Annotated in this window: 22 protein-coding genes, 1 pseudogene and 1 riboswitch; of the genes and pseudogenes, 11 read left to right on the plus strand and 12 right to left on the minus strand. The window is 63.3% G+C overall.

The window, feature by feature from the left end:
* Positions 1-224: 224 nt before the first annotated feature.
* Positions 225-2348 carry a catalase/peroxidase HPI gene (gene katG / locus ACSZPK_RS15760; RefSeq protein WP_437882423.1) on the plus strand — a complete coding sequence of 708 codons (2124 nt, stop codon included), beginning with the start codon at positions 225-227 and terminating at the stop codon, positions 2346-2348.
* Positions 2349-2396: 48 nt separating this feature from the next.
* Here katG and uvrA read toward each other — a convergent pair whose 3' ends face one another.
* Positions 2397-5231 carry an excinuclease ABC subunit UvrA gene (gene uvrA / locus ACSZPK_RS15765; protein ID WP_437882424.1) on the minus strand — a complete coding sequence of 945 codons (2835 nt, stop codon included), beginning with the start codon at positions 5229-5231 and terminating at the stop codon, positions 2397-2399.
* 135 nt (positions 5232-5366) lie between these two features.
* On the opposite strand from uvrA, the gene ACSZPK_RS15770 reads away from it, so the two are divergent.
* Positions 5367-6761, plus strand: coding sequence for an MFS transporter (locus ACSZPK_RS15770; protein WP_437882425.1), 1395 nt, complete (start codon positions 5367-5369; stop codon positions 6759-6761).
* A gap of 9 nt (positions 6762-6770) precedes the next feature.
* Positions 6771-7271 (plus strand): single-stranded DNA-binding protein, encoded by a 501-nt coding sequence (locus ACSZPK_RS15775; RefSeq protein WP_437882426.1) that lies wholly within the window; start codon positions 6771-6773, stop codon positions 7269-7271.
* Between the two features lie 98 nt (positions 7272-7369).
* Here ACSZPK_RS15775 and gstA read toward each other — a convergent pair whose 3' ends face one another.
* A complete protein-coding gene (gene gstA, locus ACSZPK_RS15780) occupies positions 7370-7975 on the minus strand; it encodes a glutathione transferase GstA (RefSeq protein ID WP_437882427.1) in 606 nt (201 codons plus the stop codon).
* A 99-nt stretch (positions 7976-8074) separates the two neighbouring features.
* Here gstA and ACSZPK_RS15785 point away from each other — a divergent pair, with 99 nt between their 5' ends.
* The 4 genes from ACSZPK_RS15785 to ACSZPK_RS15800 all read left to right on the plus strand — a co-directional run bounded on the left by ACSZPK_RS15785 (position 8075) and on the right by ACSZPK_RS15800 (position 10401).
* Positions 8075-8224 (plus strand): winged helix-turn-helix transcriptional regulator, encoded by a 150-nt coding sequence (locus ACSZPK_RS15785; RefSeq protein ID WP_437882428.1) that lies wholly within the window; start codon positions 8075-8077, stop codon positions 8222-8224.
* Positions 8225-8239: 15 nt separating this feature from the next.
* Positions 8240-8491 carry a winged helix-turn-helix transcriptional regulator gene (locus tag ACSZPK_RS15790; RefSeq protein ID WP_437882860.1) on the plus strand — a complete coding sequence of 84 codons (252 nt, stop codon included), beginning with the start codon at positions 8240-8242 and terminating at the stop codon, positions 8489-8491.
* 88 nt (positions 8492-8579) lie between these two features.
* Positions 8580-9464 (plus strand): sugar nucleotide-binding protein, encoded by an 885-nt coding sequence (locus tag ACSZPK_RS15795; protein WP_437882429.1) that lies wholly within the window; start codon positions 8580-8582, stop codon positions 9462-9464.
* Between the two features lie 7 nt (positions 9465-9471).
* Positions 9472-10401, plus strand: a complete 930-nt coding sequence (locus ACSZPK_RS15800) for an NAD-dependent epimerase/dehydratase family protein (protein WP_437882430.1) — start codon at positions 9472-9474, stop codon at positions 10399-10401.
* 82 nt (positions 10402-10483) lie between these two features.
* Here ACSZPK_RS15800 and ACSZPK_RS15805 read toward each other — a convergent pair whose 3' ends face one another.
* The 5 genes and pseudogenes from ACSZPK_RS15805 to ACSZPK_RS15825 all read right to left on the minus strand — a co-directional run bounded on the left by ACSZPK_RS15805 (position 10484) and on the right by ACSZPK_RS15825 (position 14436).
* On the minus strand, positions 10484-11164 hold the full coding sequence (locus ACSZPK_RS15805; protein ID WP_437882431.1) for an OmpW/AlkL family protein: 681 nt from the start codon (positions 11162-11164) through the stop codon (positions 10484-10486).
* A 93-nt stretch (positions 11165-11257) separates the two neighbouring features.
* On the minus strand, positions 11258-11770 hold the full coding sequence (locus tag ACSZPK_RS15810) for a DUF3299 domain-containing protein (protein ID WP_437882432.1): 513 nt from the start codon (positions 11768-11770) through the stop codon (positions 11258-11260).
* Between the two features lie 10 nt (positions 11771-11780).
* A complete protein-coding gene (locus ACSZPK_RS15815; RefSeq protein WP_437882433.1) occupies positions 11781-13043 on the minus strand; it encodes an ABC transporter permease in 1263 nt (420 codons plus the stop codon).
* Positions 13034-13752: pseudogene (locus ACSZPK_RS15820) on the minus strand (ABC transporter ATP-binding protein). The gene ACSZPK_RS15815 and the pseudogene ACSZPK_RS15820 overlap by 10 nt, the downstream one beginning before the upstream one ends.
* Positions 13753-13863: 111 nt before the next feature.
* Positions 13864-14436 carry a DUF2796 domain-containing protein gene (locus tag ACSZPK_RS15825; protein WP_437882434.1) on the minus strand — a complete coding sequence of 191 codons (573 nt, stop codon included), beginning with the start codon at positions 14434-14436 and terminating at the stop codon, positions 13864-13866.
* A gap of 126 nt (positions 14437-14562) precedes the next feature.
* On the opposite strand from ACSZPK_RS15825, the gene ACSZPK_RS15830 reads away from it, so the two are divergent.
* Entirely contained in the window at positions 14563-14916 is a 354-nt protein-coding gene (locus ACSZPK_RS15830) for a hypothetical protein (protein WP_437882435.1), read from the plus strand.
* 114 nt (positions 14917-15030) lie between these two features.
* Here the strand turns inward: ACSZPK_RS15830 and trxA are convergent, their stop codons facing one another.
* From trxA to ACSZPK_RS15845, 3 genes are all read right to left on the minus strand, one after another.
* Positions 15031-15903, minus strand: a complete 873-nt coding sequence (gene trxA, locus ACSZPK_RS15835) for a thioredoxin (protein WP_437882436.1) — start codon at positions 15901-15903, stop codon at positions 15031-15033.
* A 64-nt stretch (positions 15904-15967) separates the two neighbouring features.
* A complete protein-coding gene (locus ACSZPK_RS15840; protein WP_437882437.1) occupies positions 15968-16621 on the minus strand; it encodes a class I SAM-dependent methyltransferase in 654 nt (217 codons plus the stop codon).
* Complete coding sequence (locus ACSZPK_RS15845; protein ID WP_437882438.1) at positions 16618-17058, minus strand: YbaY family lipoprotein; 441 nt, start codon at positions 17056-17058, stop codon at positions 16618-16620. Before ACSZPK_RS15845 ends, ACSZPK_RS15840 begins: the two co-directional genes overlap by 4 nt.
* Before the next feature lie 154 nt (positions 17059-17212).
* On the opposite strand from ACSZPK_RS15845, the gene nrdR reads away from it, so the two are divergent.
* Together nrdR and ribD are read left to right on the plus strand one after the other, a co-directional pair.
* Positions 17213-17677, plus strand: a complete 465-nt coding sequence (gene nrdR / locus ACSZPK_RS15850) for a transcriptional regulator NrdR (protein ID WP_437882862.1) — start codon at positions 17213-17215, stop codon at positions 17675-17677.
* Positions 17674-18780, plus strand: coding sequence for a bifunctional diaminohydroxyphosphoribosylaminopyrimidine deaminase/5-amino-6-(5-phosphoribosylamino)uracil reductase RibD (gene ribD, locus ACSZPK_RS15855; protein ID WP_437882439.1), 1107 nt, complete (start codon positions 17674-17676; stop codon positions 18778-18780). Before nrdR ends, ribD begins: the two co-directional genes overlap by 4 nt.
* A 299-nt stretch (positions 18781-19079) precedes the next feature.
* Here the strand turns inward: ribD and ACSZPK_RS15860 are convergent, their stop codons facing one another.
* A complete protein-coding gene (locus ACSZPK_RS15860; protein WP_437882440.1) occupies positions 19080-19451 on the minus strand; it encodes a VOC family protein in 372 nt (123 codons plus the stop codon).
* Between the two features lie 83 nt (positions 19452-19534).
* Positions 19535-20224, minus strand: coding sequence for a helix-turn-helix transcriptional regulator (locus tag ACSZPK_RS15865; RefSeq protein WP_437882441.1), 690 nt, complete (start codon positions 20222-20224; stop codon positions 19535-19537).
* A gap of 163 nt (positions 20225-20387) precedes the next feature.
* Positions 20388-20544, plus strand: a riboswitch (FMN riboswitch).
* 90 nt (positions 20545-20634) lie between these two features.
* Between ACSZPK_RS15865 and ACSZPK_RS15870 the strand changes: the two genes are divergently transcribed.
* Positions 20635-21099, plus strand: coding sequence for a 6,7-dimethyl-8-ribityllumazine synthase (locus ACSZPK_RS15870; RefSeq protein WP_437882442.1), 465 nt, complete (start codon positions 20635-20637; stop codon positions 21097-21099).
* Positions 21100-21106 lie beyond the last annotated feature (7 nt).

The following is a 21106-nucleotide window of genomic DNA, read 5'->3' on the forward strand; positions in this document are numbered from 1 at the left end:
CCTGAACCGCCGTATACGGAACCGTACGTACGGTGGTGTGGGAGGACGGCGGGGGCGACCCCGCCTCCTACCCGATCCTGCGTTTTCATGGCGTTACTTTGAAAGATAATTTCTATCGATGCGTTGCTTTCAATGCATTGGTTGCTGCGTCCAAGCCTGTCTAGTCTTGTCTCATTGTCGGCCGTAGTGAATAGGACCGACTTGATGAGGAGAAGGAGAAAGGCATGACGAATCAAAGTAAGTGTCCGTTTCACCCTGCTGGTGTGGGCACGACCAATTTGGACTGGTGGCCGAATCAATTACGTGTCGATTTGCTGAATCAGCATTCCGAGCGATCCAACCCGCTGGACGATGGCTTCAACTACGCCGCAGAGTTCAAGAAGATCGATTACGCTGAGCTCAAGACTGATATCCGCAAGGTCATGACGGACTCTCAGGAGTGGTGGCCTGCGGACTGGGGAAGTTACGGCGGTCTTTTCATTCGGATGGCCTGGCATGCTGCCGGCACCTATCGTCTGGTTGACGGCCGTGGTGGTGCAGGTCGAGGTCAACACCGTTTCGCGCCTCTGGGTTCCTGGCCGGACAACGCCAATCTGGATAAGAGCCGCCGTTTGCTGTGGCCGGTCAAGCAGAAGTACGGTCAGAAGATCAGTTGGGCCGACCTTTTCGTTCTTGCTGGCAATATTGCATTGGAAGCATCCGGTTTCCGTACTTTTGGCTTCGCAGCAGGTCGTGTCGATAGCTGGGAGCCGGATAACGACGTCAACTGGGGGACTGAAAAGGAGTGGCTGAAGCACCGTCAATCCGAGGCACTCAAGGATAGTCCGCTTTCCGCCACGGAAATGGGCCTGATTTACGTCAACCCCGAAGGCCCTGAGGCTAGCGGTGACCCCCTCTCGGCTGCGCCTTTCATTCGAGCCACGTTTGGCAATATGGCAATGGATGACGAGGAGATCGTAGCGCTGATTGCCGGTGGTCATACCCTGGGCAAGACCCATGGTGCGGTGCTGGGTGACACGATCGGCCCCGATCCTGAAGGCGCTCCGATCGAGCAGATGGGCCTGGGCTGGATCAGTGGGCATGGCAGCGGTAAAGGCAAGGATGCGATCACTTCCGGTATCGAGGTGATCTGGACTCAGACACCGACGCAATGGAGCAACTACTTCTTCGAGAACCTGTTCAAGTACGAATGGGTACAGACGCGCTCGCCTGCCGGTGCGATTCAGTGGGAGGCCACGGATGCTCCCGAGATCATGCCCGATCCCTTCGACCCGTCGAAGAAACGCAAACCGACCATGCTCACCACGGATCTGACTTTGCGCTTCGACCCGGATTTTGAAAGGATTTCGCGTAGGTTCCTCAATGATCCGCAGGCTTTCAACGATGCGTTTGCTCGTGCCTGGTTCAAGCTGACCCACCGCGATATGGGGCCGAAAGCACGCTACATTGGCCCAGAGGTTCCGCATGAAGACCTGATTTGGCAGGACCCGCTTCCCGCTGCCGGCGCGCTGCCAAGCGCCTTTGAAATTGCCGATGCCAAGGCCAGGATCGAGGCGCTGGGACTCGGCACTGCCGAACTGGTATCCCTGGGTTGGGCTTCGGCTGTCACATTCCGCGGTGGCGACAAGCGTGGCGGTGCCAATGGTGCGCGCCTGGCCTTGCAGCCCCAGCGTGGCTGGGAGGTCAATCAGATTGCTGTCAATGCGTTAGCTAGGCTCGAAGCCATCCAGCCTGCGACCAGGCTTTCCTTGGCTGACCTGATCGTCCTGGCTGGCAACCTGGGCGTCGAACAGGGCATCAAGGCTGCCGGTTTTACCGTCGATGTGCCTTTTGCTGCTGGTCGTGTCGATGCTTCGCAAGCGCAGACGGATGTACCGAGCGTCGAGTATCTCAAGGGGCTCGCTGACGGTTTCCGTAACTGGAAGGCCAGTGGCGTCGCGGTCAGCGACGAGGTGCTGCTGATCGACAAGGCTCAACAACTGACCCTGAGCGCACCGCAGATGACCGCACTCGTTGGTGGCCTGCGCGTGCTGGGTGCCAATTGGGATGGTGGCCATGATGGCGTGTTCACTGACGAGGTGGGGGCGCTGTCGAATGACTTCTTCGTCAATCTGCTCGACATGACCTACGAGTGGAAGCCCAATGGCGACAAGTTCGATGGTATCGACCGCAGAACGGGTATCAAGAAGTATACGGCTACTCGTGTCGACCTGGTGTTCGGTTCCAACTCGGTGCTGCGTGCCTACGCCGAGGTCTATGCCAGCGCCGATGGCAAGGTGAAGCTGGTCAAGGACTTCGTCGCGGCCTGGACCAAGGTGATGAACCTGGACCGCTTCGATCTGAAATAAACACCCTGCAATGAACAAGGCCCCCGCAGATGCGGGGGCCTTGTCGTTTCATTTGCGATCGCGCTCCAGCAGCGGTTTGAGGAAGTGCCCGGTGTGGGACTTCTTCTCTGCCGCGACATCTTCCGGCGTGCCGGTGGCAATGATCTGCCCGCCCTTGGAGCCGCCCTCGGGGCCGAGGTCGACGAGCCAGTCGGCGGTCTTGATCACATCCAGGTTGTGCTCGATCACCACCACGGTGTTGCCGTGGTCGCGTAGGCGATGCAAGACGTCGAGCAGTTGCTGGATGTCGGCGAAGTGCAGGCCTGTGGTCGGCTCATCGAGGATGTACAGGGTCTTGCCGGTGTCGCGCTTGGAAAGTTCACGGGACAGCTTGACCCGTTGTGCCTCGCCGCCGGAGAGGGTGGTCGCGCTCTGGCCGAGCTTGATATAGGCCAGCCCAACGTCTATCAGCGTCTGCAGCTTGCGCGCCAGTGCCGGCACGGCATCGAAGAACTCGCGGGCATCTTCGATGGTCATGCCTAGCACGTCGGTGATGCTCTTGCCCTTGTACTTTACTTCCAGGGTTTCGCGGTTGTAGCGCTGGCCTTTGCACACGTCGCACGGCACGTAGATGTCCGGCAGGAAGTGCATCTCGACCTTGATCATACCGTCGCCCTGGCAGGCCTCGCAGCGCCCGCCCTTGACGTTGAACGAGAAGCGCCCCGGCCCGTAGCCGCGTGAGCGGGACTCGGGCACGCCGGCGAACAGTTCGCGGATCGGCGTGAACAGGCCGGTATAGGTCGCCGGGTTGGAGCGTGGCGTGCGGCCGATCGGGCTCTGGTCGATATCGACCACCTTGTCCAGGTGCTGCAGGCCGTCGAACGAATCGTAAGGCGAGACTTCCAGGGTGGTCGCCCCATTGAGCGCGGTGGCGGTGATCGGGAACAAGGTATTGTTGATCAGCGTCGACTTGCCGGAACCGGACACGCCAGTGATGCAGGTGAGCAGGCCGACCGGGATTTCCAGGTTGACGTTCTGTAGGTTGTTGCCGCGCGCGCCCTTGAGCTTGAGCAGCTTCTTCTTGTCACGCGGGGTGCGTTTTTCCGGATAACGGATCTTCTCGCGACCAGACAGGTACTTGCCGGTCAGCGAATCGGGGTTGGCCATGACTTCGTCCGGCGTGCCCTCGGCGACGATCTGACCGCCATGCACACCGGCGCCGGGGCCGATGTCGACCACGTAGTCGGCGAGGCGAATCGCGTCCTCATCGTGCTCGACCACGATCACCGTATTACCGAGGTTGCGCAGGTGGGTGAGGGTGCCGAGCAGGCGTTCGTTGTCGCGCTGGTGCAGGCCGATGGACGGCTCGTCGAGGATGTACATGACGCCGACCAGGCCGGCGCCGATCTGGCTGGCCAGACGAATGCGCTGGGCCTCACCGCCCGAGAGGGTGTCGGCGCTACGGTCCAGGGTCAGGTAGTCGAGGCCGACATTGACCAGGAACTGCAGGCGCTCACGGATTTCCTTGAGAATCTTCGCGGCGATCTCGCCACGTCGGCCGGTCAAGGTCAGGTTGGTGAAGTAGTCGGTGGCATCGCCTACGGGCAGGCCGGTCACTGCCGGCAGGGTCTTCTCGCCAACCCATACATGCCGCGCCTCACGACGCAGGCGTGTGCCCATGCAGTCGGGGCAGGGCTGGGTGGCAAGGAATTTGGCCAACTCTTCGCGTACGGTCTGCGATTCGGTCTCGCGATAACGCCGCTCCAGGTTCGGCAGGATGCCTTCGAACGGATGGGCACGTTTGACGATGTCGCCACGGTCGTTGAGGTAGCGGAACTCGACGTTCTGTTTGCCGCTGCCATTGAGCAGTACCTGCTGGTGCTCCTTGGACAGCTCGCCGAAGGGCGCCTCCAGATCGAAGCCATAATGCGCGGCGAGCGAGCCGAGCATCTGGAAGTAGTAGACGTTGCGCCGGTCCCAGCCGCGAATCGCACCCTCGGCCAGGGTCAGCTCGGCATTGACCAGGCGACGGGTGTCGAAGAACTGCTTGACGCCCAGGCCGTCGCAGGTCGGGCAGGCGCCGGCCGGGTTGTTGAAGGAGAACAGCTTGGGCTCCAGCTCGCTGATCGAATGGCCGCAGACCGGGCAGGCGAAGCGCGCGGAGAAGATGATCTCCTCGCCTTCCTGATCGTCCATCGGCGCCACCAGGGCCAGGCCGTCGGCCAGCTTCAGCGCGGTCTCGAACGATTCGGCCAGGCGCTGTTGCAGATCGGCGCGCACCTTGAAGCGGTCGACCACCACATCGATGCTGTGCTTCTTCTGTTTGTCCAGCTTGGGCAACTCGTCCAGCTCAAAGAGCTTGCCGTTGACCCGGGCGCGGACGAAACCCTGGGCGCGCAACTCTTCGAACACCGACAGATGCTCGCCCTTGCGTTCGCGGATCACCGGCGCCAGCAGCATCAGCCTGCTGCCTTCCGGCAAGGCCAGTACCTGGTCGACCATCTGGCTGACGGTCTGCGCCTCCAGCGGCAAGTCATGGTCGGGGCAGCGCGGAATGCCGACGCGGGCGTAGAGCAGGCGCAGGTAGTCGTAGATCTCGGTGATGGTGCCGACCGTCGAGCGCGGGTTGTGCGAGGTCGACTTCTGCTCGATGGAGATCGCCGGCGACAGGCCTTCGATGGTATCGACATCGGGCTTTTCCATCATCGACAGGAATTGCCGGGCGTAGGCCGACAGCGATTCCACGTAGCGGCGCTGGCCTTCCGCGTAGAGCGTGTCGAACGCCAGCGACGACTTGCCCGAGCCGGAAAGACCGGTGATCACGATCAATTTGTCGCGGGGCAGGGTGAGGTCGATGTTTTTCAGGTTGTGGGTGCGCGCACCCCGGATCAGGATCTTGTCCAAAACGGCCTCGCGTGGCGGGCGGGAAACGGTCGAGTATACGGCTCGCGGCAGTGATGCGGCAAAGCGCCGCTGCTGTGCCGTGGTGGTTTCGACTGCTAGAATCGCCGCCGGTTTTAGTTACCTTCGGTCCTGACGATGCACGATTCCCACGGCGAGCGCATGAGCGCCGGCGAAACCCGCGCGGCGGGTGGCCTGGCACTCGTTTTTGCCTTCCGTATGCTGGGCATGTTCATGGTTCTGCCGGTCCTGGCCACCTACGGCATGGACCTGGCAGGCGCCACGCCGGCACTGATCGGCCTGGCCATTGGTGCCTATGGCCTGACCCAGGCATTGCTGCAGATTCCTTTCGGCGTTATTTCCGACCGCATCGGTCGCCTGCCGGTGATCTATCTCGGTCTGGTGATCTTCGCCGCTGGCGCGGTACTGGCCGCGAATGCCGACTCGATCTGGGGGGTGATAGCAGGACGCATAGTGCAAGGCGCGGGGGCGATCTCGGCGGCCGTCATGGCACTGCTCTCCGATCTGACCCGCGAGCAGCACCGGACCAAGGCCATGGCCCTGATCGGCATGAGTATCGGTCTGTCGTTCGCCGTGGCTATGGTCGTCGGGCCGCTGTTGACCCGTGCCTACGGCCTGTCCGGCCTGTTCTGGGTCACCGCCGGCATGGCGCTGCTCGGCATCGTCATCATCGCCAGCCTGGTGCCGCGCGCGTCGCGCACCCTGCAGCACCGCGAGTCCGGTGTCGCCCGCCAGGCGCTTGGGCCGACCTTGCGCAATGTCGAACTGCTGCGCCTGAACATCGGTATCTTCGCCTTGCATGCGATCCTCATGGCCAGCTTCATCGCCCTGCCGCTGGCACTGGTGGAGCAGGGTGGGCTGCCCAAGGAAGAGCACTGGTGGGTCTATCTCAGTGCCTTGCTGCTGGGTTTCTTCGGTATGGTGCCGTTCATCATCTATGGCGAGAAGATGCGGCGGATGAAGCGTGTGCTCAGCGGCGCGGTCGCGGTGTTGCTGATCTGCGAGCTGTACTTCTGGCTGTTCGGCCATGGTTTCTATCCGCTGATGATCGGCATCGTGCTGTTCTTCACCGCATTCAATCTGCTCGAAGCCTCGCTGCCGTCGCTGGTGAGCAAGGTTTCGCCCGCTGGCGGCAAGGGCACGGCCATGGGGGTCTACTCCACCAGCCAGTTCCTCGGTGCGGCGCTGGGGGGCATGCTTGGCGGCTGGTTGTATCAGCACGGCGGCCTGAACGGTGTGTTCATCGGATGTGCGTTGCTTGCTCTTTTCTGGCTGGCTGCAGCTGGTACTATGCGCGAGCCGCCTTATGTGACCAGTCTGCGTCGGCCGCTCGGCTCTCGTGCTTTGGCGGACGACACGCTCGTGGCGCGCCTCCTGACCGTACCAGGCGTCAGCGACGCGGTAGTGGTCGCGGAAGAGGCCGCGCTGTACATCAAAGTGGATACCCAACAATTGGACCGCGTGTTGCTCGAGCAGGTGCTCGAAGAGGCCGCGGAGACGCATTCAGCTTAGGAGAACGAAATGGCCCGTGGGGTTAACAAAGTCATTCTGATCGGCAACGTCGGCGGCGACCCGGAAACCCGTTATCTGCCCAATGGCAACGCGGTGACCAACATCACCCTCGCCACCACCGATAGCTGGAAGGACAAGCAGACCGGCCAGCAGCAGGACCGTACCGAATGGCACCGCATCGTGTTCTTCGGCAAGCTGGCGGAAATCGCCGGCGAATACCTGCGCAAGGGCGGTCAGTGCTACATCGAAGGACGCCTGCAGACCCGCGAGTGGGAAAAGGACGGCGTCAAGCGCTACACCACCGAGATCGTGGTCGACATGAACGGCACCCTGCAACTGCTCGGCGGCCGTGGTGGCAACAACGAAGGTGGCGGCGAATACGCGCCGCGCCAGCAGCAGTCGCGCCCGGCTCCGCAACAGTCCGCACCGCAACAGCGCCCGGCTCCCCAGCCAGCCGCCCAGCAGCCGGCGCCGGACTACGACAGCTTCGACGACGATATTCCGTTCTGATTCGTCCCTGTTGCGATACCTCGAAACCCCGAAGCCCTGGCTTCGGGGTTTTTCTTTATGGCGTAAGCGAACGGGCCGCATGGCGCTGCCCGCCGATTTCAGATCAGGCCTTCGGCCTTGAGCGCTTCGACGACCTTGGGGCGGGCGCCAATGCGGCTGCGGTAGGCCTGCAGGGTTGGCCATTGGTCGAGGGAGAAACCGACGTGATCGGTCCAGCCGAGGACGGTGAACAAATAGCCGTCGGCCACGCTGAAGCGGTTTTCCAGCAGGTATTCGTTGTTGCCGAGTTGCGCGGCCAGCCAATCGAGGCGCTTGCCGATCAGGGCTTTGGCGGCTGCTTTCCAATCCTCGCTCTGGGCTGGATTGAAGAGGCTGCCGATTGGTTTGTGCAGCTCGGAGGAAATGAAGCCCAGCAAGCTTTGCAACTCGTAGCGCGCCTCGCTGCCGTTGGCCGGGGCCAGGCCGCTTTGCGGCTTGAGGTCGGCGATGTACTGGACGATCGCAGCGCCTTCGGTCAGCACCTTGCCGTTGTCCAATGCCAGGGCAGGCACATAGCCCTTGCTGTTGATCGCGGTGAAGTCGGCGCCCGAAGCGGTGCGCTTGGTCTGCAGGTCGACCGCTTCCAGCTCGAAGGAAAGGCCTGCTTCGAGCAGGGCGATGTGCGGGGAGAGCGAGCAGGCACCGGCTTTGTAATACAGCTTCATGCGTGGAGTCCTTGTCTGGTGGGAAAGCGAGAAAGAGCTTACTCTTCGCTGCCTTTCAGGCAAGTACCTACCTTTTGGTAAGTCTCGAGGTGTCTTTCCATGAGTGTCGACAGTGGCTATCGCCCCGGCAACGTATTCAGCGGCGTGTGCCCGGCGCGCCATGTGCTGGCGGTGATTGCCGACAAATGGTCGCTGCTGCTCATCCATGCCCTGGCCCATGGCGGTACCCTGCGCACCGCTGAGTTGTGACGCCGTGTCGACGGTATTTCCGAAAAGATGCTGATCCAGACCCTGCGCCGTCTGGAGCGCTTTGGCCTGGTCGCGCGCCAGGCCTATCCCGAGGTACCGCCGCGGGTGGAATACTCGTTGACGGCCTTGGGCTATTCCCTGAGCGATCCCATCCGCGCCCTGGACCACTGGGTCGAGTCGAACATCGCCGAGATCGGCCGGGCCCAGCGGGAGTTCGATGGCCTGGATGAGGCGGTGCAAGCCGAATGTTCAACGATTGCAGGGTGACGGCACTCGGCAAAACCAGCAGAATACGGGCCATTGCGGCTGCCGTGTGGGCAGCCTTCGAATTTCCACTGGAGTTACCCGAACCACCATGCGCATGCGCCTGATGCTGCTGGGCGGCGGCAATGCCTTGGGGCAGGCGCTGATCCGCCTTGGGGCCGAAGACGATATCGGTTTCCTCGCGCCACGCCCGCCAGAGGGCGGCTGGAACGTGCCCGAACTGACTCTGCTACTCGATGAAACCCGCCCTGACGCGGTGATCAACCTCGCCTATTACTTCGACTGGTTCCAGGCGTCGAGTGTCGATGACGCACGTTTCGACCAGCAGGAGCGGGCTGTCGAACGACTCGCCGAGCTGTGTCAGCACCACGACATCATGCTGGTCCAGCCTTCCAGCTATCGGGTGTTCGATGGCTCACGGGCTACCGCCTACAGCGAGAAAGACGATCCGATACCCTTGAGCCAGCGCGGCCAGGCCCTGCTACGTATCGAGCAATGTGTGCGGGCCACCGCGCCACGTCATGTACTGCTGCGTTTCGGCTGGTTGCTGGACGACAGTCCCGATGGCGTACTCGGGCGTTTCCTGCGCCATGCCGAACAGGATCAGGAACTGTTCCTGGCCGATGACCGTCGCGGCAATCCGACCCTGGTCGACGATGCCGCGCGGGTGATCATCGCGGTGATCAAGCAGCTCGATTGCCAGAGCCCGCTGTGGGGCACCTATCACTATGGCGGCCATGAGGCGACCACGCCGCTGGCGCTGGGGCAGGCCTTGCTCGGCGAGGCGCGTGGGCTGAGAGCGCTGGCGCTCCAGGACGTCTTGCCCCAGGCCCACGCCGCCTTGGCGGATGCCGCTGAAGAACCGCAGCACGCGGTGCTCGCCTGCAAGAAGATTCTGCACACTTTCGGCATCAAGCCGCGCGCCTGGCGTTCCGGGCTCGCGGTGTTGCTGGACCGTTATTACCGACGTACATGAGGATGACATGTCCGACTCTCCAATCCTGATCACCGGTGGAGCCGGTTTCATCGGTTCGCACCTGAGCGATGCCTTGCTCGCGGCGGGTTATCGCGTACGCGTGCTGGACAACCTGTCCACTGGCAAGCGCGAAAACCTGGCGCTGGATAACCCGCGCCTGGAGCTGATCGAGGGTGACGTCGCCGACGCTGAATTGGTCAAGCGCGCCGTCGCTGGCTGCCAGGCCGTCGCGCATCTGGCGGCGGTGGCCTCGGTGCAGGCGTCGGTGGACGATCCTGTGGCCACCCACCAGAGTAATTTCGTCGGCACCCTGAATGTCTGCGAAGCGATGCGTGAGGCCGGCGTGAAGCGCGTGGTGTTCGCCTCCAGCGCGGCGGTCTACGGTAACAATGGCGAGGGCGTGGCCGTCGGCGAGGACACCGCCAAGGCACCGCTGACGCCCTATGCGTCGGACAAGCTGTCCAGCGAGCACTACCTCGACTTCTATCGCCGTGAACATGGCCTGGAAGCGGCGATCTTCCGCTTCTTCAACATCTTCGGGCCGCGCCAGGACCCGTCATCGCCTTACTCCGGGGTCATCAGCATCTTCACCCAGCGCGCCCAGGACGGGCGGCCGATCACTGTCTTCGGCGATGGCGAGCAGACCCGCGACTTCTTCTTCGTCGCCGACCTTGTGCCGCTGTTGGTGCAAGGCCTACGCAAGGAACAGGTGCTGGCTGGCGCGGTGAACGTGGGGCACAACCAGTCGATCAGCCTCAACCAGTTGCTGGCGGCGATCAAGGGGGTGCTCGGCGAATTGCCGGAGGTCAGCCATGGCAGCGCGCGAGCTGGCGATATCCGTCATTCGCGAGCCAACAACGACCTGTTGCGCGAACGCTTCGACCTCGCACAGGCCACACCGCTGGAAAAGGGCCTGGCGCAACTGATGGGGCGCTGATGGCAGTGGCAACCCAGCAGTAAAAGCAAAAGCCCCGCGATGATCGCGGGGCTTTTGCTTGGCTGAGGCGTTGTCTCGAGGCTTAGAACTTGTAGCCGATGCCGACCATGTACACCCATGGATCGACATCCACGTCGACCTTGACCTTGCCTGCGCCATTGAGCTGGGTGGTGCCGGTGGTGTCGATGTCGATGTAGCGCAATTGGGCGTTGACCAGCAGGTTGTCGGTCAGCATGTAGTCCAGGCCCACCTGGGCTGCCAGGCCCCACGAATCCTTGAGGTCCAGGCCGCTGAAGCCGTTGGCTTCGGCGGCGCTGCTGAGCTTGGTGTCGTAGAACCAGGTGTAGTTGATGCCCGCGCCGACATAAGGTTGCAGGGCGGACTTGGGATCCAGTGGGTAGTAGACCACGCTCAGGGTCGGCGGCAGTTGCTTGAGGCTGCCGAGCTTGCCATCGATGGGCGAGCCAAAGCCCTTCACGCCGACGTCGTGGCTGAACGGTGTGGCCGCCAGCAGTTCGATACCGACATGGTCGGTGACCATGTAGGCGAAGTTCAGGCCCAACTGGGTGTCGCTATCCAGGGTTGCCTTGGTGCCGGCGACCTTGCCGCCCAGGCCGGCGACCGATACGTCGCTGCTGTTTTCATGAGGGTCGACGGTGATGGCACCGGCACGGACGAGGATGTCGCCGGCCTGGTGGGCGTGAGCCAGTGGTGCGGCTGCTGCAACGGCAAACAGGGCGGCAGTCAGCAAGGACTTCTTCATTGATTTGCTCCGATCGTTGTGAGTTCGTGTGATGAACGAATTGTCGAACAGGCACTTGAAGGTTTTTTTGACTCAGCTCAATGGCTGGGGCGGTTAACCTTCGTACGGGTAGATCTTCTGGGCTTCCATCTGGTAGCCGGCGGTGGCCAGTTCGCTGTTGCTTGATTTCACCTGCATCGCGCCCTCGATCCAGAACGGCTGGTACAACGCATCCATCTGCACGCCCAGCTCGGTGGTGACGTGGACGATCTGGTTCGAGGCGGGCGGCGGGACATGGATGCAGGCGCCAAAGTAGGGTACGAAGAGAAATTCGACGACGCGACCTTCCTCGGTCACGTCGAGCGGCACGATATAGCCCGGCAGCTTCACCTGTTGCCCATCGAGCGCCTTGACCACCGGCGCGGCGGGCAATTGCTGCCTGGCGGCTGGTGCGTTCTCGGCGGCGAGGGCGTCGGCCAACTGCGACATGTCGTGCAGTGGCGTCATGTCCACTTCCTGGGGCGGCGCGTCCGGCGGGATCAGCTCGCTCCAGGTCAGGTCGCGCGGCTCGGCCGCCCACAGCGGGGAAGCACACAACAACAGCAGCGCGAACAGGACGCGGGACATCGGGCTTACCTCACAGGCGGATGGACAGGCCGTCGGCCAATGACTGCCGATAGGCGCGCCAGGCGGGCACGCAGCCCATCAACAGCGCGGCGCCAAGGATAGCGCCAAGCAGCGTCCACTCATAGGCCGTCGGCCAGTTCAGCGGCAGGTACAGGCCATAGCTGCTCTGCACGTAGCCCTGGCTGGCGGCGATGCCCAGGTACAGCAGGCCGACACCGACCACCGCACCGGCCACGGCCATGGCGAAGGCTTCGAGGATCAGCAGGCTGGCGATATGCCAAGGCCGTGCGCCCACCGAGCGCAGGATCGCCATTTCCCGGCGGCGTTCGTTGAGGCTGGTGAGGATCGCCGTGAGCATGCCGATCAGCCCGGTGATCACCACGAACAGCGAAACCACGAACAGCGCTTTCTCCGCCGTGCCCATCAGGCTCCACAGTTCCTGCAGGGCCACGCCGGGCAGGATCGCCAGCAGCGGCTCGCCACGGTATTCGTTGACCTCGCGCTGTACGGCGAAGGTCGCCACCTTGCTTTTCAGACCCAGCAGCATGGCGGTGATGGCGGTCGGCTGCAGGTGCATTTCGCGCGCCTGTTCGGCCGAGACCTTGCCGGCGCCACGGGCCGGCGCGCCGTTCTTCCAGTCGACGTGCAACGCCTCCATGCCTTCCAGGGATATGTGCAGGGTGCGATCCACCGGTGTGCCGGTGCGAGCGAGGATGCCGGTGACCACGAAGGGTTTGTCGGCATGGTTGACCAGGCTGATGGTGCCGGTGCCATGGGCCAGCACGATATGGTCGCCGAGCTTGTAGTGCAGGGCCTCGGCGACTTCGGCGCCGAGCACCACGTCGAACAGGTCGTCGAATGGCTTGCCCTCGGCCAGTGCCAGGCTTTGCCCGCGACCGTAGTGGTAATGCTCGAAGTAACCGGTGTCGGTACCCATCACCCGGTAGCCGCGATGCGAGTCGCCGAGGGAAATCGGGATCGCCCATTTCACCTGCGGGTGCTCGGCGAGTTTCTCGAAGCTGTCCCAGCGGATGTTGTTGGTGGCGTCGCCGATGCGGAACACCGAGTACAGCAACAGGTTCACGCTGCCGGAACGGGCGCCGACGATCAGGTCGGTGCCGCTGATGGTGCTGGCGAAGCTGGCGCGGGCTTCGGTACGCACGCGCTCCACGGCCAGCAACAGGCACACCGACAGGGCGATGGCGAACACGGTGAGGAAGGCGGTGAAACGACGGTTGCCCAGGCTGGCCAGGGCGATGCGGATCAGGTGCATGTCAGGCCTCCGGGGCGTGGCTGGCGCGGTTCAGCTCGGCCAGCGACAGGCTGCGGTCGAACAGCGGTGCCAGGCTCTGGTCATGGCTGACGAACAGCAGGCTGGCGCCCACTTCGCGGCACTCGGCGAACAGCAGTTGCAGGAAGGCTTCGCGGGCGTCGGCGTCCAGCGCCGAGGTCGGTTCGTCGGCGATCACCAGCTCGGGTTGGCCGATCAGCGCGCGAGCGGCGGCGACCCGTTGCTGCTGACCGATGGACAGCGAGTCGGCGCGGCGCGCGAACAGTTCGTCCTTCAGGCCAAGGTGGCTGAGCAGGTGACGCGCGGCCTTGGCCACATCGCCGTAACGTTGTTCGGCGCGCTGGCGACGGCTTTTCGAGAAACGGCAGGGCAGCTCGACGTTGTCCTGCACCGAGAGAAACGGCAGCAGGTTGAACTGTTGGAAGATGTAGCCGGTGTGGTCGACACGAAAGCGGTCGCGGGCACCGGCGGACAATTGCGCCAAGTCGCTACCGAGCAGGCGCAGTTGGCCACGGCCGGGCTTCTGTACGCCGCCGAGCAGGCCAAGCAGCGTGGTCTTGCCGCTGCCGCTGGGACCTTTGAGGAACACGCTTTCGCCACGATTGAGGGTGAAGGCAGGAATATCCAGCAACTCGGCCTGGCCGGGCCAGGCGAAGCCGAGGTCGGTGAGTTCGATCAATGGAGTGGACATGGCGGGCCGTGATGCGCGAAAGGAGGACAGGATAGGGCAGTTAGCCGGCTACGGGGAAACCGAGGCGACGGTCCGGCGCGTCCATGCCGGCCATCGCATTGAAACGGAGACTCAGAACGCCAGGCGCGGTTCTGTCTTGGTCAGTTGCGCGCCTTTCTGGCCGCTTGGGCCGATCAACTGCACGTTGATCTTCTCGGTCGCCGGGAATTGCAGGAAGAAGGCGCTCAGGTCCAGGGTCTTCAGGGCGTCCGCCTTGTCGCAGGTGAAGGCGTAGTCGGCATCGACATCGGCATGCTCATGGGCATGTTCGTGTTCGTCGGCGTGCTCGTGCTCATGCGCTTCGGCCTTGTCGCCGAACAGCGGGCTCTTCACCTGGTTTTCCTGGATGGTGCAGGCCGCTGCGGAGAGTGCGAACAGCTCCAGTGGTTTTTGCAGGCGCGCCTTGGCGGCGGCCGCGCTGGCCTTGTCGGCATCGCTGGTCGCGGCGTGTTCGAAGCCGACGATGTTCATTGCCGGGCTTTGCAGTTCGATTTCCAGCGTGCGGCCATCGAGAGCGACGTTGAGCGAGGCCACGCCATGCTCGTGCTTGCCGAGGCTGCCATGTTCCTCGTGATCATGCTCGTGCGCCTGGGCGGCGGCCAGCGGCAAAAGGGCAAAAGGCAGGGCAAGCAGGATGCGACGCATGAGGTGGACTCCGGGAGGGATTTTGATGGTTATGTTATAACAAGAAATTGCCGTCCAGTGCCAGAGCTGTTTGGCGTACGGTTGATGGCATGGCAGCATGCGCCCACGAATGAAGAGGGGTGCGAGATGCTGCGAATCAAAGGGCGGGTCGGCGACTGGCCGGTGGACCTGACCATCGAGATGGATGCGCAAGACTGGAAGCAATTGGCGGCGCATCTGCCGGCCGGGACTCTCGCCGCAGCGGGGCCGAATCCTGCTGCAGCCGCAGTCGCGCGTCCGGTCCAGGATGGCTTGTGGGAAACCGCCCTGACGTTGTTGCAGAACGCCGGAGAGATCGAAGGTCCGCGCCTGCTGGCCGAGTTGGCGGCACTGGCTGGCGGTGAGGGGGCCGGCAAACGGCTGCTGGTCCGGCTGCGCCACAGTCCGCTGGTGAAGCTGGAGAGCGGTGCGCATGCGCCGATTTATCGGTGGGTGGGATAAGCGCGCAGGCCATCGACCGCACTGAACCCGCGTGCTTATCTGAGGCCTGGCCTGGTGGACAAGCCTCGCGTTGACTGCGTGTCCCGGTGGTCTGAGCGTCCCGGTCAGCCCCTATCAATAAATCGCCTGGTACAGCCTGCGGCGATACAGGGTCACCAGCGGGTGGTCGTTGCCGAGCAGGTCGAACACTTGCAGCAGGGTCTTGTGCGCCAGGCCCTCGGCGTAGCCGCGATTGCGCACGAACAACTTGAGCAGGCCATCCAGGGCCGCTTCGTATTGCTGGCGCGCCAGTTGCTGGATGGCGAGCTGGTACTGCGCCTCGTCGTCTTCGGCGTTCTGTGCCAGGCGCGATTTCAGCTCGGCGCTGTCCGGCAGGTCGGCGGCCTGGCGCAGGAAGGTCAGTTGCGCCTTGGCGCCGGCCAGGGCCTGCTTGTGTTCGTCGCCCTTGACCGCGCCCAGCACCACGTCGGCTTCGCCCAGTTCGCCGCGTTCGGCCAGGCAGCGCGCATAGAGAATCAGCGCGGCGGCGTTTTCGTTGTTCTCGCTCAGCACTTGCTTGAGCAGGCTCTCGGCATCGCCGATGCGGCCTTCGGCGAACAGTGCCTGGGCGGCTTCCAGCGGATCGGCCGCTTCCGGCGCCGGCTCGGCGACGTGAGGCTTGAGCATTTCGCGGATCGCCGACTCCGGTTGCGCGCCAGCGAAGCCATCGACCGGCTGGCCATCCTTGAACAGCACCACGGTCGGCAGGCTGCGGATGCCGAAGCGCATGACGATGTCCTGCTCGATGTCACAGTTGACCTTGGCCAGCAGCAGTTCGCCACGGAACTCCTCGGTGATCTTCGCCAGCAGCGGCATCAGCGCCTTGCACGGTGCGCACCACTCGGCCCAGAAGTCCACCAGCACCGGTTTGTGGAAGGAGTTCTCGATCACCAGTTGCTCGAAGCTGGCGGTGCCGGAAATGTCGAAGATGTACGGGGAATCGCTCATGGTCGTCTCGCGGGATCGGGGCGAAAAAGGGAGTCACTATAGATGCGGGCGTAGCGAGTTGTCTTCAAGAGCGCTGGCGTTGGGCGTGATAGAGGCTGACGCGGCGAAACTCCGCCGGTTCGGCCAGATCCGGCCAGGTGCAGGCGTCGAACTGGCCGATGCGCTGGTACAGCGGGTGCTGGAAGTCGCGCACGCGGGAGTCGGCGACCAGGGCAGCGTGGCCACGACTGAGGAATTGGTCGAGCAGTGGCAGGTTGGCGCGGTCGTAGAGCACGTCGGCGACGATGATCAGGTCGAAGCGATCAGCCTCGGCGAAGAAGTCGTTGGAATAACCGAGTGTCACGCCGTTCAGCTCGGCATTGGCCCGGCAGGCTTCCAGGGCCAGCAGGTCGAGATCACAGGCGACCACTTCGGCGGCGCCCGCTCTGGCGGCGGCGATGGCGGCAACACCGGAGCCGGCACCGAAATCCAGCACGCGCTTGCCACGCACCCGCTCTGGGTTTTGCGCCAGCCAGCGCGCCAGCACCAGGCCGCTGGCCCAGCAGAAGCACCAGTAGGGCGGCTCTTCGAGAATCAGGCGGGTTTCTTCCGGGCTGAAGCAGCGGTCCATGTTGGCCGCATCGATCAGCCATAAACGCAGATCGGTGCCGGGCAGGGGCTCGGCGACCAGGCGTGCATCGCCAAGCAAGGCTTGCAGGGCGTCCTGCAAGTGGTTCATGGCGCCGGAACGAACTGCAGCTCACCCAGGGATTGTGAGTCGGCACTCTGGATCGTCCGCGCCGGCAGATGCAGGATCAATTGCCCGGACTGGCTGGCACGGCCGCGCAACTCCACACGCTGGCCCTGGGCAAAGGACTTTGGATTGAAACCCAGGCGGAACGGCAGCGGTGTGCCGGTGCCATTCAGGATCACACTGGCGATCAGTTTTTGCGGTCGGCCGCGCTCGTCCACTTGCAGCAGCGCCAGCTCCACTTCGGCCTTGGCGGGCACGCCGAGCAGCTTGCCCTGCAATTCATGGAAGAACGCGGTGGGCGAGGATTCGGGAAGCTTGATCGACTTGACCGGCTCGGCGGGTTTGGGTTGCGGTTCTTCGGTGCTGGCGCAGGCGCTAAGCAGGACGAGCAGGCTGGACAGGGCGATGAGTCGCAGGGACATGGGACTTACCGGATAGCGGAGACAGGGGCTGGAAGTTTCCCAGCAGCGCCAGGCAGATGCAAAGAAAACCGATGCATGTTCATGCCATACGTTGCACTTGCCGCTGTATTTCCATGCGCTACCATGAGCCCCTTTCTTCGTGAGCCATTTCCTCATGCACTGTCCGTTCTGTGCCGCCAACGACACCAAGGTCATCGACTCGCGCCTGGTCGCCGAGGGCGGGCAGGTTCGCCGTCGGCGCGAATGCCTGGCCTGTGGCGAGCGTTTCACCACCTTCGAGACTGCCGAACTGGTGATGCCGCGTCTGATCAAGCAGGACGGCAGCCGCCAGCCGTTCGATGAGGAAAAGCTGCGCGCCGGCATGCAGCGCGCGCTGGAGAAACGTCCGGTAGGCATCGAGCGCCTGGAAGAGGCCATCGCCCATATCAAGAGCAAGCTGCGCGCCACCGGCGAGCGCGAGATCAAGTCGCTGGTGCTCGGCGAACTGGTGATGCTGGAGCTGCAAAAACTCGACGAGGTCGCCTATATCCGCTTCGCCTCGGTCTATCGTCGCTTCCAGGACCTCAACGAGTTCCGCGAGGAAATCGAGCGTCTGTCCCGCGAGCCGGGCAAGGCATGAACCAGACCGACCAGCACTACATGGCCCGCGCCCTCGAATTGGCGCGCAAGGGGCTGTACTCGACCCATCCCAATCCGCGCGTCGGTTGCGTCATCGTGCGTGCGGGCGAGGTGGTCGGCGAGGGATGGCACGTACGCGCCGGCGAGCCCCATGCCGAGGTGCATGCGCTACGCCAGGCGGGCGACCAGGCGCGTGGCGCGACGGCCTACGTCACCCTCGAACCGTGCAGCCATCACGGCCGCACGCCGCCGTGCGCCGATGCGTTGGTGAACGCTGGGGTTGCCCGGGTTGTCGCGGCGATGCAGGACCCCAATCCGCAAGTGGCCGGCAATGGTCTCAAGCGCCTGAGCGAGGCCGGCATTGCCGTGACCAGTGGCGTGCTGGAGGCGGAGGCGCGGGCGATCAATCCCGGTTTCATCAAGCGCATGGAGCACGGCCTGCCGTTCGTGCGAGTCAAATTGGCGATGAGCCTGGATGGGCGCACGGCCATGGCCAGTGGCGAGAGCCAGTGGATCACCGGCCCGGCGGCGCGTTCGGCGGTGCAGCGCCTGCGTGCGCAATCCAGCGTGATCATCACCGGAGCCGATACGCTGCTGACGGATCAGGCTCGACTGACCGTGCGTGCCGATGAGTTGGGGCTGGATGCCGAGACCACGGCATTGGCGACTGAGCGCGCGCCGCTGCGGGTGCTGGTCGATGGCCGTTTGCGGGTGCCGCTGTCGGCGGCGTTTTTCCAGGTGGGGCCGGCCCTGGTTGTCGCCAACGCAGTGGGCGACGGCGAGCGACAACAGGCCGGTCATGAGGTGCTGGCACTCCCTGGTGACGGTGGCCATGTCGATCTGCCGCGTTTGCTGCGTGAACTTGCGTCGCGTGGCGCCAGCGAAGTGCTGGTGGAAGCCGGCCCGAGTCTGGCCGGCGCCTTCGCTCGTGCCGGTTTGGTCGATGAGTACCAGATATTCATGGCCGCCAAGTTCCTTGGCTCCGCTGCTCGCCCATTGCTCGACTGGCCGTTGCAGCGCATGGCCGATGCGCCGGAGCTGCGCATCAGCGATATCCGCGCGGTGGGCGATGACTGGCTGATCGTGGCGAGGCCGAAAGGCTAGGGTCTGTTGCAGTTTCGGCGCAAGCCGCGTTGTCGCGAGAAATAACTCCCGGTTAGGCGCAGGACGCAGGCAATGGTTATTCCCTTGGCAAGTCCTGCAACGACAGCGGGGGTTATTTCTCGCACAACCCGCAGGGCCGGGCCAGTTTTTATACGATGCAGCGTTACTCGATGGCTCATTTAGCCCACTAAACTTCGCATCTCGCGCCTCGCCTCGTATAAAAACTGGCTCCGGCGCGGTCGCGACGAAACGGCAACAGACCCTAGGGTCATCCTACCTGGCCTTTCGGTGTCAGCAGATCAACTGTGCTCCGCTACGAACACCCGCAAACGATGCCCATCCGGATCTAGGGCGACGAAGGTGTAGCCGAAGTCCATCTTTACCGGTGCCTGGGCCACGCGGATCCCCTTGGCCAGCCAATTGGCATGGGTCGTGTCGACCGTTGCCCGATCAGCGACAGGAAACACCACCTCGCCAAGGTCGCCGATGGCGTTTACCGCCGGCTCTACGTCACGTTTTGACCAGAGCCCGAACTTGAGCCCCGCATCGAGGACGAACAGAGCGAACGTCGGTGCGGCCTCGACCGGGGCTTTGCCGAACAGGCCGGCGTAGAAGTCTGCGCTGGCCAGTGGGTCGTTGACGTAGAGGATGAAGAAATTGGGTGTGAGCATGACTGACTCCTGAAAGGTGCTGCGCTCAACGGCGCGAGGCCATCCTACGGAGGTCCCTACCCATTTCTGTCAGCAGTGATCGCCTACTGCTCGGCGATGTTGTGTTGCCGGCGCCAGTCCTTCAGCAGCGCTTGCCGCCTGCGTGGATAACGCTCTTGCATGACCTCGAAGGCACTGACGCGGTCGGTGCGGAAATGGCGAAAGCCATCGCGTAGTTCGCACCAGGCCACCAGCACACGCACGTCGTCGAAGTAGCCGAGGGCAAAGGGCCAGATCGTGCGCTCGGATGCGTTGCCACCTAAGTCTTGATAATTGATCCGGGCTTTGCGCTCAGTCTTGATCGCCTGGCGGATGAGCGGCTGGGAAATCGATTCCGGAGGGCGCGACGCGCCAGGGCCGATCAGCAGCGAGTTGGCTTCGAGTTCATCCCTGAGCGCCCGTGGCAATACGCTGCTGATCTTGGCGAGCGCGTTGCGTGCGGCTAGCCCGAGGCGTTCATCGGTGCGCTGCGCCACCCAGCGCGACCCCAGCACCAGCGCTTCGAGTTCGTCTTCGCTGAACATCAAGGGCGGCAACATGAAGCCCGGCCGCAGGACGAAGCCCAGGCCCGCCGCGCCTTCGATATTCGCGCCCTGTTCGCGCAGGGTGCCGATATCGCGGTAAAGGGTGCGCAGGGTTACGCCAAGTTCGTCGGCCAGCACTGCGCCCGCCACGGGGAAACGATGGCGACGCAGTATTTCGATCAAGGTCAGCAGGCGTTGGGAGCGAGACATCGATAAGTATTCACAGGAAGGGGCGGCAGGGTTTCACAGGACTCGTGCCGAGGACAACCGGCGCCCAGCTTCGCCGGGATGCAGCGACCTTGGTCGAACATCCGTCACAAAATATTTACGTGCGCGGATTTTGTGGTAAAAAGCTCGGCGCGGCCTTGAGCCGCAACGTTCTCAGGGCGGGGTGCAATTCCCCACCGGCGGTGATGGCCCGATGGCCTAGCCCGCGAGCGCTTGCCCACCCGGCCAAGGGCGGCAAGGTCCAGCAGACCCGGTGTGATTCCGGGGCCGACGGTTACAGTCCGGATGAAGAGAGAGCGGGATTCCTTCCCAGGGCGCCGTCTTGGCGCGCCTTCGATAATCCCTATCGATCCAGCTTGCCCTGTTTTATCCATAAACAGGAGTTCGTACCCATGTCCCAGATTCTTTCCGAGCGTCCTCGCATCGCTTTCATCCAGGCTTGCTGGCATCGAGACATCGTCGATCAGTCGCGTGATGCTTTCCTGGCCGAGATACAGAACCACGGCTATGCCCGCAGCGATATCGACCTGTTCGAAGTCGGCGGTGCCTTCGAGATCCCCTTGCATGCCAAGCGCCTGGCCCGTAGCGGTCGCTACGCTGGCATCGTCGCTGCCGGCCTGGTGGTCGATGGCGGCATCTACCGTCACGAGTTCGTCGCCCAGGCGGTCATCGAAGGGCTGATGCAGGTGCAACTGGAGACCGACGTGCCAGTGTTCTCGGCCGTGCTGACGCCGCATCACTTCCATGCTGGCGAAGAACACCAGACCTATTTCCGCGAGCATTTCAAGGTCAAGGGCGCGGAAGCCGCTCGCACCTGTGCGGATACGATCCGCAAGCTCGTAGAATTGCCGGCCTGAGAAGGAG

Source organism: Pseudomonas sp. LRF_L74, assembly GCF_965644255.1.
Classification (GTDB): Bacteria; Pseudomonadota; Gammaproteobacteria; order Pseudomonadales; family Pseudomonadaceae; genus Aquipseudomonas.

What these genes read in the sequence shown, in the direction of transcription:
- katG (WP_437882423.1), top strand. Translation starts at nt 225, where the DNA reads ATGACGAATCAAAGTAAGTGTCCGTTTCACCCTGCTGGTGTGGGCACG.
- ACSZPK_RS15770 (WP_437882425.1), top strand. Translation starts at nt 5,367, where the DNA reads ATGCACGATTCCCACGGCGAGCGCATGAGCGCCGGCGAAACCCGCGCG.
- ACSZPK_RS15775 (WP_437882426.1), top strand. Translation starts at nt 6,771, where the DNA reads ATGGCCCGTGGGGTTAACAAAGTCATTCTGATCGGCAACGTCGGCGGC.
- gstA (WP_437882427.1), bottom strand. Translation starts at nt 7,975, where the DNA reads ATGAAGCTGTATTACAAAGCCGGTGCCTGCTCGCTCTCCCCGCACATC.
- ACSZPK_RS15785 (WP_437882428.1), top strand. Translation starts at nt 8,075, where the DNA reads ATGAGTGTCGACAGTGGCTATCGCCCCGGCAACGTATTCAGCGGCGTG.
- ACSZPK_RS15795 (WP_437882429.1), top strand. Translation starts at nt 8,580, where the DNA reads ATGCGCATGCGCCTGATGCTGCTGGGCGGCGGCAATGCCTTGGGGCAG.
- ACSZPK_RS15800 (WP_437882430.1), top strand. Translation starts at nt 9,472, where the DNA reads ATGTCCGACTCTCCAATCCTGATCACCGGTGGAGCCGGTTTCATCGGT.
- ACSZPK_RS15805 (WP_437882431.1), bottom strand. Translation starts at nt 11,164, where the DNA reads ATGAAGAAGTCCTTGCTGACTGCCGCCCTGTTTGCCGTTGCAGCAGCC.
- ACSZPK_RS15810 (WP_437882432.1), bottom strand. Translation starts at nt 11,770, where the DNA reads ATGTCCCGCGTCCTGTTCGCGCTGCTGTTGTTGTGTGCTTCCCCGCTG.
- ACSZPK_RS15815 (WP_437882433.1), bottom strand. Translation starts at nt 13,043, where the DNA reads ATGCACCTGATCCGCATCGCCCTGGCCAGCCTGGGCAACCGTCGTTTC.
- ACSZPK_RS15825 (WP_437882434.1), bottom strand. Translation starts at nt 14,436, where the DNA reads ATGCGTCGCATCCTGCTTGCCCTGCCTTTTGCCCTTTTGCCGCTGGCC.
- ACSZPK_RS15830 (WP_437882435.1), top strand. Translation starts at nt 14,563, where the DNA reads ATGCTGCGAATCAAAGGGCGGGTCGGCGACTGGCCGGTGGACCTGACC.
- trxA (WP_437882436.1), bottom strand. Translation starts at nt 15,903, where the DNA reads ATGAGCGATTCCCCGTACATCTTCGACATTTCCGGCACCGCCAGCTTC.
- ACSZPK_RS15840 (WP_437882437.1), bottom strand. Translation starts at nt 16,621, where the DNA reads ATGAACCACTTGCAGGACGCCCTGCAAGCCTTGCTTGGCGATGCACGC.
- ACSZPK_RS15845 (WP_437882438.1), bottom strand. Translation starts at nt 17,058, where the DNA reads ATGTCCCTGCGACTCATCGCCCTGTCCAGCCTGCTCGTCCTGCTTAGC.
- nrdR (WP_437882862.1), top strand. Translation starts at nt 17,213, where the DNA reads ATGCACTGTCCGTTCTGTGCCGCCAACGACACCAAGGTCATCGACTCG.
- ribD (WP_437882439.1), top strand. Translation starts at nt 17,674, where the DNA reads ATGAACCAGACCGACCAGCACTACATGGCCCGCGCCCTCGAATTGGCG.
- ACSZPK_RS15860 (WP_437882440.1), bottom strand. Translation starts at nt 19,451, where the DNA reads ATGCTCACACCCAATTTCTTCATCCTCTACGTCAACGACCCACTGGCC.
- ACSZPK_RS15865 (WP_437882441.1), bottom strand. Translation starts at nt 20,224, where the DNA reads ATGTCTCGCTCCCAACGCCTGCTGACCTTGATCGAAATACTGCGTCGC.
- ACSZPK_RS15870 (WP_437882442.1), top strand. Translation starts at nt 20,635, where the DNA reads ATGTCCCAGATTCTTTCCGAGCGTCCTCGCATCGCTTTCATCCAGGCT.